Consider the following 13,720-nt stretch of genomic DNA (forward strand, 5'->3'; position numbering starts at 1 on the left):
TGTAAATCAGCCCCGACCAATCGCAGTCGGGAATGGAGAAAATGATGAGCCTTGGACTCGTAGGTCGCAAGGTTGGCATGACCCGTATCTTCACGGCGGAAGGGGATTCGATTCCCGTCACCGTGCTGGACGTGTCGGACAACCGCGTGACGCAGATCAAGACTGTTGAAACCGACGGCTACACGGCCGTGCAGGTTGCATTCGGCTCCCGCCGCGCATCGCGCGTGACGAAGCCGCTGGCAGGTCATCTCGCCAAAGCCGGTGTCGAAGCCGGTGAAATCCTCAAGGAATTCCGCATTGACGCGGCCAAGGCAGCCGAGCTGTCGAATGGCGCCGTGGTCGGTGCAGATCTTTTCGAAGTGGGCCAGAAGGTCGACGTGCAAGGCGTGTCGATCGGTAAGGGCTACGCCGGTACGATCAAGCGTTACAACTTCTCCTCCGGCCGTGCCACGCACGGTAACTCGCGCTCGCACAACGTGCCGGGCTCGATCGGTATGGCGCAGGATCCGGGTCGTGTTTTCCCGGGTAAACGCATGACGGGTCACATGGGTGACGTGACGGTGACGGTGCAGAACCTCGAAATCGCTCGTATCGACGCAGAGCGCAAGCTGCTGCTCGTGAAGGGTGCGATTCCGGGCGCGAAGGGCGGCAAGGTCTTCGTGACGCCGGCCGTCAAGACCAAGGGGGCGAAATAATGGAACTCAAGCTCCTGAACGAAAATGGTCAGGAAGGTGCAGTGGTCAACGCATCGGACGTCGTGTTCGGTCGTGACTACAACGAAGCGCTGATCCACCAGGTCGTCGTCGCTTACCAGGCGAATGCTCGCCAGGGTAACCGCGCACAGAAGGACCGTGAGCAAGTCAAGCACACGACCAAGAAGCCGTGGCGCCAGAAGGGTACGGGCCGCGCTCGTGCCGGTATGTCGTCGAGCCCGCTGTGGCGTGGCGGTGGTCGTATCTTCCCGAATTCGCCGGAAGAAAACTTCTCGCACAAGGTCAACAAGAAGATGCATCGCGCAGGTCTCTGCTCGATCTTCTCGCAGCTGGCCCGTGAAGGCCGTCTGTCGGTCGTCGAGGACATCATCCTCGAAGCGCCGAAGACCAAGCTGCTGGCCGACAAATTCAAGACCATGGGTCTCGACTCCGTTCTGATCATCACGGACACGGTCGACGAGAACCTGTACCTGGCTTCGCGCAACCTGCCGCACGTGGCGATTGTCGAGCCGCGCTACGCTGACCCGCTGTCGCTGATCTACTTCAAGAAAGTGCTGGTCACGAAGGCTGCGGTCGCCCAGATCGAGGAGTTGCTGTCATGAGCGAGATTCGCAAGAACGATCATCGTTTGATGCAGGTCCTGCTCGCACCGGTGATCTCGGAAAAGGCGACGCTGGTTGCCGACAAGAACGAGCAAGTCGTGTTCGAAGTCGCACCGGATGCCACGAAGCAGGAAGTGAAGGCGGCTGTCGAGCTGCTGTTCAAGGTTGAAGTTGATTCGGTCAACGTGCTGGTTCAGAAGGGCAAGCAAAAGCGCTTCGGCCGTTCGATGGGCCGCCGCAAGGACGTGAAGAAGGCGTACGTTTGCCTGAAGCCCGGCCAGGAAATCAACTTTGAAGCGGAGGCCAAGTAATCATGGCAATCGTGAAAGTTAAGCCGACATCGCCGGGTCGCCGCGCGATGGTCAAGGTGGTCAACAAGAACCTGCACCAGGGCAAGCCGTACGCGGCACTGCTCGACTCGCAGAGCTCGACCGCCGGCCGTAACAACAACGGTCGTATCACCACGCGTCACAAGGGTGGTGGTCACAAGCAGCACTACCGTATCGTCGATTTCCGTCGCACGAAGGATGGCATCCCGGCAAAGGTCGAGCGTCTCGAGTACGACCCGAACCGTAGCGCGAACATCGCGCTGGTGCTCTACGCAGACGGCGAACGTCGCTACATCATCGCCCCGAAGGGCCTGACCGTCGGCCAACAGCTGATGTCGGGTTCGGAAGCGCCGATCCGTGCAGGCAACACGCTGCCGATCCGCAACATTCCGGTCGGTACGACGATCCACTGCATCGAGATGCTGCCGGGCAAGGGCGCGCAAATGGCGCGTTCGGCTGGCACGTCGGCCATGCTGCTGGCACGTGAAGGCGTCTACGCGCAGGTTCGTCTGCGTTCGGGCGAAATCCGCCGCGTGCACATCGAGTGCCGTGCAACGATCGGTGAAGTCGGCAACGAAGAGCATAGCCTGCGCCAGATCGGCAAGGCTGGCGCGAACCGCTGGCGCGGTATCCGCCCGACGGTGCGTGGCGTTGCGATGAACCCGGTTGATCACCCGCACGGTGGTGGTGAGGGCAAGACGGCTGCAGGTCGCGACCCGGTGAGCCCGTGGGGTACGCCGGCTAAGGGTTACCGCACCCGCAGCAACAAGCGCACGACGACGATGATCGTCCAGCGCCGTCACAAGCGTTAAGGAGTAGGCAATGGCACGTTCTGTAAAAAAAGGTCCGTTCTGCGACGCCCATTTGCTGAAGAAAGTTGAGGCGGCTGCAGCTTCGCGCGACAAAAAGCCGATCAAGACCTGGTCGCGTCGCTCGACGATTCTGCCGGATTTCATCGGCCTGACGATCGCTGTTCACAACGGCCGTCAACACGTTCCGGTGTACATCTCGGAAAACATGGTCGGCCACAAGCTTGGCGAGTTCGCACTGACCCGTACGTTCAAGGGTCACGCGGCCGACAAGAAGGCCAAGAAATAAGGGGCAATCAAGATGGAAGTGAAAGCAATTCATCGCGGTGCCCGCATCTCGGCGCAGAAAACGCGCCTTGTGGCTGACCAGATCCGCGGTTTGCCGGTCGACAAGGCGCTGAACGTCCTGACGTTCTCGCCGAAGAAGGCGGCTGGCATCGTGAAGAAGGTTGTGCTGTCGGCAATCGCGAATGCGGAGCACAACGAAGGCGCTGATATCGACGAGCTCAAGATCAAGAGCATCTACGTCGACAAGGCTGCATCGCTCAAGCGTTTCACCGCGCGCGCCAAGGGCCGCGGTAACCGCATCGAGAAGCAATCCTGTCACATCACTGTGACGGTCGGGAATTAAGGAGCCATACGATGGGACAGAAAATTCATCCGACTGGCTTCCGCCTGGCTGTCAGCCGCAATTGGGCTTCGCGTTGGTACGCGAACAACAACAATTTCGCGGCGATGCTGCAGGAAGACATCGGTGTTCGTGAATACCTGAAGAAGAAGCTGAAGAACGCTTCGGTCGGTCGGGTCGTCATCGAGCGTCCGGCGAAGAACGCGCGCATCACGATTTACAGCTCGCGTCCGGGCGTGGTCATCGGCAAGAAGGGCGAGGATATCGAACAGCTGAAGACGGAACTGCAGCGCCGCATGGGCGTGCCGGTTCACGTCAACATCGAGGAAATCCGCAAGCCGGAAACCGATGCTCAGCTGATCGCCGACTCGATCACGCAACAGCTCGAGCGCCGGATCATGTTCCGTCGCGCGATGAAGCGTGCGATGCAGAACGCGATGCGTCTGGGTGCCCAAGGCATCAAGATCATGAGCGCAGGCCGTCTGAACGGTATCGAAATCGCTCGTACGGAGTGGTATCGCGAAGGTCGCGTGCCGCTTCACACGCTGCGTGCTGATATCGACTACGCGACTTCGGAAGCGAAGACGACTTACGGGATCATCGGCGTCAAGGTGTGGGTCTACAAGGGCGATACGCTCGGCCGCAACGACGCACCGGTGGTGGAAGAAGTAGCCGAAGACAAGCGTCCGCGTCGCAATGCGCGTCCGGGCGACCGTCGTCCGCGCCGTGACGGCGAAGGCGGCGCTCCGGGTGCTCGTCGTGGCGCACCGCGCCGTGGCGCCGGCAAGCCCGAAGACGGCAAGACTGGAGAATAACGATGCTGCAACCGAAACGCAGAAAGTATCGTAAAGAGCAGAAGGGTCGTAACACCGGCAAGGCGACGCGCGGCAACGCAGTGTCGTTCGGTGAATTCGGCCTGAAGGCGATCGGTCGCGGTCGTTTGACCGCACGTCAGATTGAAGCGGCGCGTCGTGCAATGACGCGTCACATCAAGCGTGGCGGCCGCATCTGGATCCGGATCTTCCCGGACAAGCCGATTTCGCAGAAGCCGGCCGAAGTGCGTATGGGTAACGGTAAGGGTAACCCGGAGTACTACGTCGCCGAGATTCAGCCGGGCAAGATGCTCTATGAAATGGACGGCGTAACCGAAGAACTGGCACGCGAAGCGTTCCGTCTGGCTGCAGCCAAGCTGCCGCTGAAGACGGCATTCATCGTGCGCCAGCTCGGCGCCTAAGGAGAAAACATGAAGGCTTCCGAACTTCTCCAGAAAGACCAGGCCGCGCTCAACAAGGAGCTGGCGGACCTGCTGAAGGCGCAATTCGGCCTGCGCATGCAACTCGCGACCCAGCAGCTCACGAACACGAGCCAGCTGAAGAAGGTTCGTCGCGACATCGCACGTGTGCGGACCGTCATGACTCAGAAGGCGAACCAGAAATGAACGATAGCGTGAAAACCTCGCTGAAGCGGACGCTGGTCGGTCGGGTCGTCAGCAACAAGATGGACAAGACCGTCACCGTGCTGATCGAGCACCGCGTCAAGCACCCGATCTACGGCAAGTATGTCGTGCGTTCGAAGAAGTACCACGCGCACGATGAAGCGAACACCTACAACGAAGGCGATCTCGTCGAAATCCAGGAAACGCGTCCTGTTTCGAAGACGAAGGCCTGGACGGTGTCGCGCCTCGTCGAAGCCGCTCGTGTCATCTAAGCGGGCAGCGCAGTAGGCAGTAACGGGCACTTCGTCACGAAGTGCTTGAAATCGCAAAGTTTTTGCTTGCGTGACCGGGATTATTTGTTATAATCCCGGTCTTCCCTCTTTATGGGAGCCCCGTCGCGGGCGAAGTTGGTGGGGGAAGCGGACTGGCGCCTGCCTGTCCGAAAGATTCACCGAATTGCGATGGCGGGTTTCGTTTGCCGTCGCTGCTGTTCCAACCCAAGCAGCCGATTGGCTGACGGGACCAAGACTGACCGAATGCATCATGGTGGTGCATCCGGATTAAGTTGGGAAAGACAAACCATGATCCAGACCGAATCTCGGCTCGAAGTAGCCGACAACACGGGTGCACGTGAAGTCCTGTGCATCAAGGTGCTCGGCGGCTCGAAGCGTCGTTATGCCGGCATTGGCGACATCATCAAGGTGAGCGTCAAAGAGGCAACGCCGCGCGGGCGCGTGAAGAAAGGCGAAATTTACAACGCCGTGGTGGTCCGCACCGCCAAGGGCGTGCGCCGTCAAGACGGCTCGCTGATCAAGTTCGACGGCAACGCCGCTGTGCTTTTGAATAACAAGCTCGAGCCGATCGGCACCCGTATCTTCGGGCCGGTGACGCGTGAGCTGCGTAGCGAACGATTCATGAAGATCGTTTCGCTGGCGCCGGAAGTGCTGTAAGGAGTCGCGATGAACAAGATTCGCAAAGGTGACGAAGTCATCGTCGTCACTGGCAAGGACAAGGGCAAGCGCGGCGTCGTGCTGGCTGTCGGTGCTGAACATGTGACGGTTGAAGGTATCAACCTCGTCAAGAAGCATGTGAAGCCGAACCCGATGAAGGGTACGACGGGCGGCGTGGAAGCGAAGACGATGCCCCTGCATATTTCGAACGTCGCACTGGTCGACGCGAATGGCAAGGCGTCGCGTGTTGGCATCAAGGTCGAGGAAGGCAAGAAGGTTCGCTTCCTGAAGACGACCGGTGCCGTACTGAGCGCCTGACGCAGCGGAGTAAAAAATGGCTCGTTTTCAAGAGTTTTACAAAGAAAAGGTTGTGCCCGGCCTGATCGAGAAGTTCGGTTACAAGTCGGTCATGGAAGTGCCGCGCATCACCAAGATCACGCTGAACATGGGTCTTGGCGAAGCGATCGCTGACAAGAAGATCATCGAGAACGCCGTTGGCGACCTCACGAAGATCGCCGGCCAGAAGCCGGTCGTCACGAAGGCCCGCAAGGCAATCGCTGGCTTCAAGATCCGCCAGGGTTACCCGATCGGCGCGATGGTGACGCTGCGTGGCCGCGCGATGTACGAATTCCTCGACCGTTTCGTGACGGTTGCCCTGCCCCGCGTGCGTGACTTCCGCGGTGTGTCGGGTCGTGCTTTCGATGGCCGTGGCAACTACAACATCGGTGTGAAAGAGCAGATCATTTTCCCCGAAATCGATTACGACAAGATCGACGCACTGCGTGGGCTGAACATCAGCATCACGACGACTGCGAAGACCGACGACGAAGCAAAGGCTCTGCTCGCCAGCTTCAAGTTCCCGTTCAGAAACTGAGGTTACCGTGGCTAAACTGGCACTGATCGAACGTGAAAAGAAGCGCGCCCGCCTGGTCGCGAAGTTCGCAGCAAAGCGCGAAGCGCTGAAGGCGATCGTCGAAGACCAAAGCAAGTCGGAAGAAGAGCGCTACGAAGCACGCCTGGAGCTGCAGCAACTGCCCCGCAACGCAAACCCGACCCGCCAGCGCAACCGCTGCGCGATCACGGGCCGTCCGCGTGGCACGTTCCGTAAATTCGGCCTCGCGCGTAACAAGATTCGTGAAATCGCATTCCGTGGCGAGATTCCTGGCCTGACCAAGGCGAGCTGGTAATAGGAGAAACGTAAATGAGCATGAGTGATCCTATCGCCGATATGCTGACTCGCATCCGCAACGCGCAGATGGTCGAGAAGGTATCGGTCGCGATGCCCTCGTCGAAGGTCAAGGTTGCAATCGCGCAAGTCCTGAAGGACGAAGGTTATATCGACGATTTCGCCGTGAAGGCGGAAGGTGCGAAGTCCGAACTGAATATCGCGCTGAAGTACTACGCAGGTCGCCCGGTCATCGAACGCCTCGAGCGCGTGTCGAAGCCTGGTCTGCGCGTGTACCGCGGCCGTAACGACATTCCGCAGGTCATGAACGGCCTCGGTGTGGCAATCGTGTCGACGCCGAAGGGCGTGATGACCGACCGCAAGGCGCGCGCTACCGGCGTCGGCGGCGAAGTCATCTGCTACGTCGCTTAAAGCCGAGGAGAGAGAAACATGTCTCGAGTAGGTAAGAGCCCGATCGCGCTGCAAGGCGCGGAAGTCAAGCTGGCCGACGGTGCGATCACCGTCAAGGGCCCGCTGGGCACCATCACGCAAGCGATCAATCCGCTCGTGAACGTGGCGAACAACGACGGCACGCTGAATCTGTCGCCGGTCGACGAAAGCCGCGAAGCAAATGCACTGTCGGGCACGATGCGCGCGATCATCGCGAATGCCGTGCACGGCGTGACCAAGGGTTTCGAGCGCAAGCTGACGCTGGTTGGCGTCGGTTACCGTGCGCAAGCGCAAGGCGACAAGCTGAACCTGTCGCTGGGTTTCTCGCACCCGGTGGTGCACCAGATGCCGGAAGGCGTCAAGGCTGAAACCCCGACGCAAACCGAAATCGTGATCAAGGGGATCAACAAGCAACAAGTCGGTCAAGTGGCTGCGGAAGTCCGCGGTTACCGTCCGCCGGAGCCCTACAAGGGCAAGGGCGTGCGTTATGCCGACGAGGTTGTGATCCTCAAAGAAACGAAGAAGAAGTAAGGGTGCGCAATCATGGATAAGACTCAATCTCGCCTGCGCCGCGCTCGCCAGACGCGTATCAAGATCGCTGAGCTGCAGGTCGCGCGTCTCGCCGTGCATCGCACGAACACGCACATCTACGCTCAAGTGTTCTCGCCCTGCGGCACCAAGGTGCTCGCCAGCGCGTCGACGCTCGAAGCTGAAGTGCGCGCTGAACTGGCCGACAAGTCGGGCAAGGGCGGCAACGTGAATGCCGCGACGCTGATCGGCAAGCGTATTGCCGAGAAGGCAAAGGCTGCCGGCATCGAATCCGTCGCCTTCGATCGCTCGGGCTTCCGCTACCACGGCCGCGTCAAGGCGCTGGCTGAGGCAGCTCGCGAAGCTGGGCTCAAGTTCTAAGGAAGGAATTCGTCATGGCAAAGATGCAAGCGAAAGTTCAGGCTGACGAGCGCGACGACGGCCTTCGCGAAAAGATGATTTCGGTCAACCGCGTGACCAAGGTCGTGAAGGGTGGCCGTATTCTCGGCTTCGCCGCACTGACCGTGGTCGGCGACGGCGATGGCCGCATCGGTATGGGCAAGGGCAAGGCGAAGGAAGTGCCGGTCGCTGTCCAGAAGGCAATGGAACAAGCTCGCCGCAACATGTTCAAGGTGCCGCTCAAGAACGGCACGCTGCAACACGAAGTGCACGGCAAGCACGGCGCATCGGCCGTCCTCCTCGCTCCGGCGAAGGCAGGTACGGGCGTGATCGCCGGTGGCCCGATGCGCGCAGTGTTCGACGTGATGGGCGTTCAGAACGTCGTGGCGAAGAGCCACGGTTCGACGAACCCGTACAACCTCGTTCGCGCCACGCTGGACGGCCTGCGCAAGCAGTCGACCCCGGCAGACATCGCGGCGAAGCGCGGCAAGTCCGTCGAAGAAATTTTGGGCTAAGCCCGGGTGGTCACCATGTCTGAAAAAACTGTCAAGGTTCAGCTCGTCAAGAGCCTGATCGGGACCCGCGAATCGCACCGCGCGACCGTGCGTGGCCTGGGCCTGCGCCGACTCAACTCGGTTAGCGAGCTGCAGGACACGCCGGCGGTCCGCGGCATGATCAACAAGGTCTCGTACCTCGTTAAGGTCATCGCGTAAGCGGCCCTACGGATCAAGGAGTTGATATGGAATTGAATAACCTGAAGCCGGCCGCTGGCGCCAAGCACGCCAAGCGTCGCGTCGGTCGTGGCATCGGTTCGGGCCTCGGCAAGACGGCTGGCCGTGGTCACAAGGGTCAGAAATCGCGTTCGGGCGGCTTCCACAAAGTCGGTTTCGAAGGCGGTCAGATGCCGCTGCAACGTCGTCTGCCGAAGCGCGGCTTCACGTCGCTGACGAAGGAATTCGTCGGTGAAGTGCGCCTGGGCGACCTCGAGAAGCTGCCGGTCGACGAAATCGATCTGCTCGCACTGAAGCAAGCCGGCCTGGTCGGCGAGCTGACGAAGAGCGCAAAGATCATCGCGACGGGCGAACTGAAGCGCAAGATCGTCGTGAAGGGTCTCGGTGCCACCAAGGGTGCGCGCGCTGCGATCGAAGCGGCTGGCGGTTCGTTCGCCGAGTGACACGCGTAGCGCGTCGTCACTTGCATTCATCGGAGAAGGTACTTGGCTAACAGCCCGAGTCTTGCAAAACCCGGTCGAAGCACGGCGAAATTCGGCGATCTGCGCCGGCGAGCGATGTTCCTGCTCCTGGCGCTGATCGTCTATCGCATCGGCGCGCACATTCCCGTGCCGGGCATCGATCCGGATCAACTGGCCAAGCTGTTCCAGAGCCAGGCGGGCGGCATCCTGGGCATGTTCAACATGTTCTCGGGTGGCGCACTTTCCCGCTTCACGATCTTTGCGCTGGGGATCATGCCGTACATCTCGGCGTCGATCATCATGCAGTTGCTGGCGATCGTTTCGCCGCAGCTCGAGGCGCTGAAGAAGGAAGGGCAGGCAGGGCAACGGAAGATCACGCAGTACACGCGGTATTTCACCGTGGTGCTCGCGACCTTCCAGGCGTTCGGTATCGCGGCTGCGCTGGAAAATCAGCCGGGCCTCGTCACCGATCCCGGCATGCTGTTCCGTCTGACGACGGTCGTGACGCTGGTAACGGGCACGATGTTCCTGATGTGGCTCGGCGAGCAGATTACCGAGCGTGGTCTGGGCAACGGTATCTCGATCATCATCTTCGGCGGGATCGCAGCAGGGTTCCCGAATGCCGTGGGTGGGTTGTTCGAACTGGTGCGTACGGGTTCGATGAGCATCATTTCGGCGATCATCATCGTCGTTCTGATCGCCGCGGTGACTTACCTGGTCGTGTTCATCGAACGCGGTCAGCGCAAGATCCTCGTGAACTACGCGAAGCGCCAGGTCGGCAACAAGATCTACGGTGGGCAGTCGTCGCATCTGCCGCTGAAGCTGAACATGTCGGGCGTGATTCCGCCGATCTTCGCATCGTCGATCATTCTGTTCCCGGCAACGATTCTCGGCTGGTTCAGTACCGGTCAGCCGACGGGAAGCTGGATTTCCAATACGTTGCATAACGTTGCGGAAGCGCTGAAGCCGGGCCAGCCGGTGTATGTGCTGCTGTACACGCTGGCGATCGTGTTTTTCTGCTTCTTCTACACCGCACTGGTGTTCAACAGCAGGGAGACCGCGGATAACCTGAAGAAGAGCGGCGCGTTTGTTCCGGGCATCCGTCCGGGCGATCAGACCGCGCGATATATCGACCGCATCCTCACGCGTCTGACGCTGGCCGGTGCGATCTACATCGTCTTCGTGTGTCTGCTGCCGGAATTCCTGGTGCTGCGCTGGAACGTGCCGTTTTATTTTGGTGGAACGTCGCTGCTGATCATTGTCGTCGTCACGATGGACTTTATGGCGCAGGTGCAGTCGTACGTTATGTCGCAACAGTATGAGTCGCTGCTCAAGAAGGCAAACTTCAAGGGCGGCAACATCCCGATGCGTTGAAAGGACTATGGCCAAAGACGATGTAATCCAGATGCAGGGTGAGGTGATTGAAAACCTCCCGAATGCGACCTTCCGCGTGAAGCTGGAAAACGGCCATGTCGTGTTGGGGCATATTTCCGGGAAGATGCGGATGCACTACATCCGCATCCTGCCGGGCGACAAGGTGACGGTTGAATTGACGCCTTACGATCTGTCTCGTGCGCGGATCGTGTTCCGGGCGAAGTGATTTGAAAAAAGGGTATTATCATGAAAGTGATGGCATCGGTTAAGCGCATTTGCCGCAATTGCAAGATCATCAAGCGCAAAGGCGTCGTTCGCGTGATCTGCAGCTCGGATCCGCGCCACAAGCAGCGCCAAGGCTGACCGCGCGTTTGTTTGCGCTTTTTGTTTGAGGAAAAACAATGGCTCGTATCGCAGGGGTTAACATCCCGAATCACCAGCATACCGAGATCGGCCTGACGGCTATCTTCGGTATCGGCCGCACCCGTTCGCGCAGCATCTGCGTGGCAGCTGGCGTCGATTTTTCGAAGAAGGTCAAGGATCTGACCGACGCAGACCTGGAAAAGCTGCGTGAAGAAGTAGGCAAGTTTGTCGTCGAAGGCGATCTGCGCCGTGAAGTGACGATGAACATCAAGCGCCTGATGGACCTCGGTTGCTACCGCGGCGTCCGTCATCGCAAGGGCCTGCCGATGCGCGGTCAGCGTACGCGTACGAACGCACGTACCCGCAAGGGTCCGCGTCGTGCAGCGCAAGCGCTGAAGAAGTAAGCGGAACTGACAGTTACAGGAAAACGTAATGGCTAAGGCTTCGAACACCGCGGCGCAACGCGTTCGCAAGAAGGTTAAGAAGAACGTCGCTGAAGGCGTGGTTCACGTTCACGCGTCGTTCAACAACACGATCATCACGATCACCGATCGCCAAGGCAACGCTCTGGCATGGGCGACGTCGGGCGGTCAGGGCTTCAAGGGCTCGCGCAAATCGACGCCGTTCGCTGCTCAGGTCGCAGCCGAGTCGGCTGGCCGCGTCGCGATGGAATACGGCGTGAAGAATCTGGAAGTGCGGATCAAGGGCCCGGGCCCGGGTCGCGAGTCGGCAGTGCGCGCACTGCACGGCCTCGGCATCAAGATCACCGCGATTTCGGACGTCACCCCGATTCCGCACAACGGCTGCCGCCCGCCGAAGCGTCGTCGTATCTAAGGATGTGCTGGCACGCTCGTGCTAGCGCATTGCCTGTCGCCGCTCAGCGTCGACGGGCGTTGCTTTTTTGATTGACTAAGCCCACCGTTCGCCCCAAAGGGAGCGGACTAGCGCGGATTCCGATCCGCGTGACTGATTGATAAAGGAATGCAAAGTGGCACGTTATATCGGCCCCAAAGCCAAGCTGTCCCGCCGTGAAGGCACCGACCTGTTCCTGAAGAGCGCGCGCCGCTCGCTCGCCGACAAGTGCAAGCTCGACAGCAAGCCGGGTCAGCACGGCCGTACCTCGGGCGCACGTACGTCCGACTACGGTACGCAGCTGCGCGAAAAGCAGAAGGTCAAGCGTATCTACGGCGTGCTGGAACGTCAGTTCCGTCGTTACTTCGCTGAAGCCGATCGCCGCAAGGGCAACACGGGTGAAAACCTGCTGCAACTGCTCGAATCGCGCCTCGACAACGTCGTGTATCGCATGGGTTTCGGCTCGACCCGCGCTGAAGCGCGTCAGCTGGTGAGCCACAAGTCGATCACCGTGAACGGCGTCGTCGCAAACGTCCCGTCGCAGCAAGTGAAGGCGGGTGACGTCATCGCGATCCGCGAAAAGGCGAAGAAGCAGGCGCGTATCGTCGAAGCGCTGTCGCTGGCCGAGCAAGGCGGCATGCCGAGCTGGGTTGCAGTCGATGCGAAGAAGTTCGAAGGCACGTTCAAGCAAATGCCGGAACGCGCTGAAATCGCAGGCGACATCAACGAAAGCCTGATCGTCGAATTGTATTCGCGTTAATCCGATTGACGGCCGAGGTACCCCGATTGCGTTGCGCAAGGAGGGGCCTCGGCTGTTTATTTTCTGGTTGTTACCGGTCAGCCTTATCGGTGTAACGAGCCGAGGGTATTGAAAAGGAAAGCCCATGCAAACCAGTTTGCTGAAACCCAAGATCATCGCCGTGGAATCGCTGGGCGAGAACCACGCGAGGGTGGTCATGGAACCGTTTGAACGCGGTTACGGCCACACCTTGGGCAATGCGCTTCGCCGCGTGCTGCTGTCGTCGATGGTGGGCTACGCGCCGACCGAAGTCACGATCGCGGGCGTGGTGCACGAGTACTCGACGCTGGATGGCGTGCAGGAAGACGTCGTCAACCTGCTGCTGAACCTGAAGGGCGTGGTGTTCAAGCTGCATAACCGTGACGAAGTGACGGTTACGCTGCGCAAGGAAGGCGAAGGCGTCGTGACGGCCGGCGATATCGAGCTGGCTCACGATTGCGAAGTCATCAATCCGAATCACGTGATTGCGCACCTGTCGAAGGGTGGCAAGCTCGACGTTCAGATCAAGATCGAAAAGGGTCGCGGCTATGTGCCCGGCAACGTCCGTCGCTACGGCGAAGACACGGCCAAGATCATCGGCCGCATCGTCCTCGACGCATCGTTCTCGCCGGTTCGCCGCGTGAGCTACGCTGTCGAGAGCGCACGTGTCGAGCAGCGTACCGACCTCGACAAGCTCGTGATGAACATCGAGACGAGCGGCGTGATCACGCCGGAAGAAGCGATCCGCCAGTCGGCCCGCATCCTGGTCGACCAGTTGTCCGTGTTCGCGGCGCTGGAAGGCACGGAAACGGCAGCCGAAGCGCCGTCGCGTGCACCGCAGATCGATCCGATCCTGCTGCGTCCGGTGGACGATCTCGAGCTGACGGTTCGTTCGGCGAACTGCCTGAAGGCCGAGAACATCTACTACATCGGCGATCTGATCCAGCGCACGGAAAACGAGCTGCTGAAGACGCCGAACCTCGGTCGCAAGTCGCTCAACGAGATCAAGGAAGTGCTCGCTTCGCGCGGTCTCACGCTGGGCATGAAGCTCGAGAACTGGCCGCCGGCTGGTCTCGACAAGTAAGCCCGGTTGTAGCCTCGCTATAGCTGTAGTTGGCAAGGATGCGGATTTTCCTTTAAAATCCGCATCTTG

Annotated in this window: 27 protein-coding genes; all 27 read left to right on the top strand. The window is 59.9% G+C overall.

Annotated features, from left to right (window positions below; all coding sequences use genetic code 11):
* Positions 1-44 precede the first annotated feature (44 nt).
* The 27 genes from rplC to CFB35_RS01500 all read left to right on the top strand — a co-directional run bounded on the left by rplC (position 45) and on the right by CFB35_RS01500 (position 13,651).
* Positions 45-695: a 50S ribosomal protein L3 gene (gene rplC / locus CFB35_RS01370; protein WP_006482922.1), complete on the top strand. Its 651-nt coding sequence runs from the start codon at positions 45-47 to the stop codon at positions 693-695.
* Positions 695-1,315, top strand: coding sequence for a 50S ribosomal protein L4 (gene rplD, locus CFB35_RS01375; protein WP_006477192.1), 621 nt, complete (start codon positions 695-697; stop codon positions 1,313-1,315). Before rplC ends, rplD begins: the two co-directional genes overlap by 1 nt.
* A complete protein-coding gene (gene rplW / locus CFB35_RS01380; RefSeq protein WP_004199275.1) occupies positions 1,312-1,626 on the top strand; it encodes a 50S ribosomal protein L23 in 315 nt (104 codons plus the stop codon). The genes rplD and rplW overlap by 4 nt, the downstream gene beginning before the upstream one ends.
* Positions 1,627-1,628: 2 nt before the next feature.
* Positions 1,629-2,456: a 50S ribosomal protein L2 gene (gene rplB, locus CFB35_RS01385; RefSeq protein WP_034209733.1), complete on the top strand. Its 828-nt coding sequence runs from the start codon at positions 1,629-1,631 to the stop codon at positions 2,454-2,456.
* A 10-nt stretch (positions 2,457-2,466) separates the two neighbouring features.
* Positions 2,467-2,742: a 30S ribosomal protein S19 gene (rpsS, locus tag CFB35_RS01390; protein ID WP_004199273.1), complete on the top strand. Its 276-nt coding sequence runs from the start codon at positions 2,467-2,469 to the stop codon at positions 2,740-2,742.
* Between the two features lie 12 nt (positions 2,743-2,754).
* The gene (gene rplV / locus CFB35_RS01395; RefSeq protein ID WP_004199272.1) at positions 2,755-3,084 is read left to right on the top strand and encodes a 50S ribosomal protein L22; all 330 of its coding nucleotides are present in this window, start codon (positions 2,755-2,757) and stop codon (positions 3,082-3,084) included.
* Positions 3,085-3,095: 11 nt separating this feature from the next.
* Positions 3,096-3,896 carry a 30S ribosomal protein S3 gene (gene rpsC, locus CFB35_RS01400; protein WP_006482899.1) on the top strand — a complete coding sequence of 267 codons (801 nt, stop codon included), beginning with the start codon at positions 3,096-3,098 and terminating at the stop codon, positions 3,894-3,896.
* 2 nt (positions 3,897-3,898) lie between these two features.
* Positions 3,899-4,315: a 50S ribosomal protein L16 gene (gene rplP / locus CFB35_RS01405; RefSeq protein ID WP_006482873.1), complete on the top strand. Its 417-nt coding sequence runs from the start codon at positions 3,899-3,901 to the stop codon at positions 4,313-4,315.
* A 9-nt stretch (positions 4,316-4,324) separates the two neighbouring features.
* Positions 4,325-4,519, top strand: a complete 195-nt coding sequence (gene rpmC, locus CFB35_RS01410; protein ID WP_006400652.1) for a 50S ribosomal protein L29 — start codon at positions 4,325-4,327, stop codon at positions 4,517-4,519.
* Complete coding sequence (gene rpsQ / locus CFB35_RS01415; protein WP_006477189.1) at positions 4,516-4,788, top strand: 30S ribosomal protein S17; 273 nt, start codon at positions 4,516-4,518, stop codon at positions 4,786-4,788. Before rpmC ends, rpsQ begins: the two co-directional genes overlap by 4 nt.
* 309 nt (positions 4,789-5,097) lie before the next feature.
* Positions 5,098-5,466: a 50S ribosomal protein L14 gene (rplN, locus tag CFB35_RS01420; protein ID WP_006482918.1), complete on the top strand. Its 369-nt coding sequence runs from the start codon at positions 5,098-5,100 to the stop codon at positions 5,464-5,466.
* Between the two features lie 9 nt (positions 5,467-5,475).
* Positions 5,476-5,784 (top strand): 50S ribosomal protein L24, encoded by a 309-nt coding sequence (gene rplX, locus CFB35_RS01425; RefSeq protein ID WP_006477187.1) that lies wholly within the window; start codon positions 5,476-5,478, stop codon positions 5,782-5,784.
* 16 nt (positions 5,785-5,800) lie between these two features.
* On the top strand, positions 5,801-6,340 hold the full coding sequence (rplE, locus tag CFB35_RS01430) for a 50S ribosomal protein L5 (RefSeq protein ID WP_006482882.1): 540 nt from the start codon (positions 5,801-5,803) through the stop codon (positions 6,338-6,340).
* Between the two features lie 7 nt (positions 6,341-6,347).
* The gene (rpsN, locus tag CFB35_RS01435; protein ID WP_006482884.1) at positions 6,348-6,653 is read left to right on the top strand and encodes a 30S ribosomal protein S14; all 306 of its coding nucleotides are present in this window, start codon (positions 6,348-6,350) and stop codon (positions 6,651-6,653) included.
* A 14-nt stretch (positions 6,654-6,667) separates the two neighbouring features.
* Positions 6,668-7,063 carry a 30S ribosomal protein S8 gene (rpsH, locus tag CFB35_RS01440; protein ID WP_006477185.1) on the top strand — a complete coding sequence of 132 codons (396 nt, stop codon included), beginning with the start codon at positions 6,668-6,670 and terminating at the stop codon, positions 7,061-7,063.
* A gap of 18 nt (positions 7,064-7,081) precedes the next feature.
* Positions 7,082-7,612, top strand: a complete 531-nt coding sequence (gene rplF / locus CFB35_RS01445; RefSeq protein WP_006477184.1) for a 50S ribosomal protein L6 — start codon at positions 7,082-7,084, stop codon at positions 7,610-7,612.
* A 12-nt stretch (positions 7,613-7,624) separates the two neighbouring features.
* Positions 7,625-7,990, top strand: coding sequence for a 50S ribosomal protein L18 (gene rplR / locus CFB35_RS01450; RefSeq protein WP_006477183.1), 366 nt, complete (start codon positions 7,625-7,627; stop codon positions 7,988-7,990).
* Positions 7,991-8,004: 14 nt separating this feature from the next.
* Complete coding sequence (gene rpsE, locus CFB35_RS01455) at positions 8,005-8,523, top strand: 30S ribosomal protein S5 (RefSeq protein ID WP_006482895.1); 519 nt, start codon at positions 8,005-8,007, stop codon at positions 8,521-8,523.
* A gap of 15 nt (positions 8,524-8,538) precedes the next feature.
* Positions 8,539-8,721: a 50S ribosomal protein L30 gene (gene rpmD / locus CFB35_RS01460; protein WP_006400644.1), complete on the top strand. Its 183-nt coding sequence runs from the start codon at positions 8,539-8,541 to the stop codon at positions 8,719-8,721.
* Positions 8,722-8,747: 26 nt separating this feature from the next.
* Positions 8,748-9,182, top strand: a complete 435-nt coding sequence (gene rplO, locus CFB35_RS01465) for a 50S ribosomal protein L15 (RefSeq protein WP_006482880.1) — start codon at positions 8,748-8,750, stop codon at positions 9,180-9,182.
* Between the two features lie 42 nt (positions 9,183-9,224).
* On the top strand, positions 9,225-10,574 hold the full coding sequence (gene secY, locus CFB35_RS01470) for a preprotein translocase subunit SecY (protein ID WP_006482915.1): 1,350 nt from the start codon (positions 9,225-9,227) through the stop codon (positions 10,572-10,574).
* A 7-nt stretch (positions 10,575-10,581) separates the two neighbouring features.
* A complete protein-coding gene (infA, locus tag CFB35_RS01475; protein ID WP_004521905.1) occupies positions 10,582-10,800 on the top strand; it encodes a translation initiation factor IF-1 in 219 nt (72 codons plus the stop codon).
* A gap of 20 nt (positions 10,801-10,820) precedes the next feature.
* Entirely contained in the window at positions 10,821-10,937 is a 117-nt protein-coding gene (gene rpmJ / locus CFB35_RS01480) for a 50S ribosomal protein L36 (protein ID WP_004199844.1), read from the top strand.
* Between the two features lie 38 nt (positions 10,938-10,975).
* Positions 10,976-11,341: a 30S ribosomal protein S13 gene (gene rpsM / locus CFB35_RS01485; RefSeq protein ID WP_006400641.1), complete on the top strand. Its 366-nt coding sequence runs from the start codon at positions 10,976-10,978 to the stop codon at positions 11,339-11,341.
* Positions 11,342-11,369: 28 nt separating this feature from the next.
* Positions 11,370-11,771, top strand: a complete 402-nt coding sequence (gene rpsK, locus CFB35_RS01490; protein WP_004197937.1) for a 30S ribosomal protein S11 — start codon at positions 11,370-11,372, stop codon at positions 11,769-11,771.
* Positions 11,772-11,925: 154 nt separating this feature from the next.
* Entirely contained in the window at positions 11,926-12,549 is a 624-nt protein-coding gene (gene rpsD / locus CFB35_RS01495; RefSeq protein ID WP_059577365.1) for a 30S ribosomal protein S4, read from the top strand.
* A 124-nt stretch (positions 12,550-12,673) separates the two neighbouring features.
* Positions 12,674-13,651, top strand: a complete 978-nt coding sequence (locus tag CFB35_RS01500; protein WP_006477176.1) for a DNA-directed RNA polymerase subunit alpha — start codon at positions 12,674-12,676, stop codon at positions 13,649-13,651.
* Positions 13,652-13,720 lie beyond the last annotated feature (69 nt).

It is taken from the genome of Burkholderia sp. AU16482, assembly GCF_002223285.1.
In the GTDB taxonomy this organism is placed as follows: Bacteria; Pseudomonadota; Gammaproteobacteria; order Burkholderiales; family Burkholderiaceae; genus Burkholderia; species Burkholderia semiarida.

Bases quoted from the DNA above. Each gene is read 5' to 3' on its own strand.
- rpmD (WP_006400644.1), top strand. From the start codon at position 8,539: ATGTCTGAAAAAACTGTCAAGGTTCAGCTCGTCAAGAGCCTGATCGGG.
- rplE (WP_006482882.1), top strand. From the start codon at position 5,801: ATGGCTCGTTTTCAAGAGTTTTACAAAGAAAAGGTTGTGCCCGGCCTG.
- rplF (WP_006477184.1), top strand. From the start codon at position 7,082: ATGTCTCGAGTAGGTAAGAGCCCGATCGCGCTGCAAGGCGCGGAAGTC.
- rpsH (WP_006477185.1), top strand. From the start codon at position 6,668: ATGAGCATGAGTGATCCTATCGCCGATATGCTGACTCGCATCCGCAAC.
- rplO (WP_006482880.1), top strand. From the start codon at position 8,748: ATGGAATTGAATAACCTGAAGCCGGCCGCTGGCGCCAAGCACGCCAAG.
- rpsS (WP_004199273.1), top strand. From the start codon at position 2,467: ATGGCACGTTCTGTAAAAAAAGGTCCGTTCTGCGACGCCCATTTGCTG.
- rpsK (WP_004197937.1), top strand. From the start codon at position 11,370: ATGGCTAAGGCTTCGAACACCGCGGCGCAACGCGTTCGCAAGAAGGTT.
- rplW (WP_004199275.1), top strand. From the start codon at position 1,312: ATGAGCGAGATTCGCAAGAACGATCATCGTTTGATGCAGGTCCTGCTC.
- rplX (WP_006477187.1), top strand. From the start codon at position 5,476: ATGAACAAGATTCGCAAAGGTGACGAAGTCATCGTCGTCACTGGCAAG.
- rpmC (WP_006400652.1), top strand. From the start codon at position 4,325: ATGAAGGCTTCCGAACTTCTCCAGAAAGACCAGGCCGCGCTCAACAAG.
- rplB (WP_034209733.1), top strand. From the start codon at position 1,629: ATGGCAATCGTGAAAGTTAAGCCGACATCGCCGGGTCGCCGCGCGATG.
- rplC (WP_006482922.1), top strand. From the start codon at position 45: ATGAGCCTTGGACTCGTAGGTCGCAAGGTTGGCATGACCCGTATCTTC.
- rplN (WP_006482918.1), top strand. From the start codon at position 5,098: ATGATCCAGACCGAATCTCGGCTCGAAGTAGCCGACAACACGGGTGCA.
- rplV (WP_004199272.1), top strand. From the start codon at position 2,755: ATGGAAGTGAAAGCAATTCATCGCGGTGCCCGCATCTCGGCGCAGAAA.
- rpsQ (WP_006477189.1), top strand. From the start codon at position 4,516: ATGAACGATAGCGTGAAAACCTCGCTGAAGCGGACGCTGGTCGGTCGG.
- rpmJ (WP_004199844.1), top strand. From the start codon at position 10,821: ATGAAAGTGATGGCATCGGTTAAGCGCATTTGCCGCAATTGCAAGATC.
- rplD (WP_006477192.1), top strand. From the start codon at position 695: ATGGAACTCAAGCTCCTGAACGAAAATGGTCAGGAAGGTGCAGTGGTC.
- rplR (WP_006477183.1), top strand. From the start codon at position 7,625: ATGGATAAGACTCAATCTCGCCTGCGCCGCGCTCGCCAGACGCGTATC.
- CFB35_RS01500 (WP_006477176.1), top strand. From the start codon at position 12,674: ATGCAAACCAGTTTGCTGAAACCCAAGATCATCGCCGTGGAATCGCTG.
- infA (WP_004521905.1), top strand. From the start codon at position 10,582: ATGGCCAAAGACGATGTAATCCAGATGCAGGGTGAGGTGATTGAAAAC.
- rpsE (WP_006482895.1), top strand. From the start codon at position 8,005: ATGGCAAAGATGCAAGCGAAAGTTCAGGCTGACGAGCGCGACGACGGC.
- rpsC (WP_006482899.1), top strand. From the start codon at position 3,096: ATGGGACAGAAAATTCATCCGACTGGCTTCCGCCTGGCTGTCAGCCGC.
- rplP (WP_006482873.1), top strand. From the start codon at position 3,899: ATGCTGCAACCGAAACGCAGAAAGTATCGTAAAGAGCAGAAGGGTCGT.
- rpsM (WP_006400641.1), top strand. From the start codon at position 10,976: ATGGCTCGTATCGCAGGGGTTAACATCCCGAATCACCAGCATACCGAG.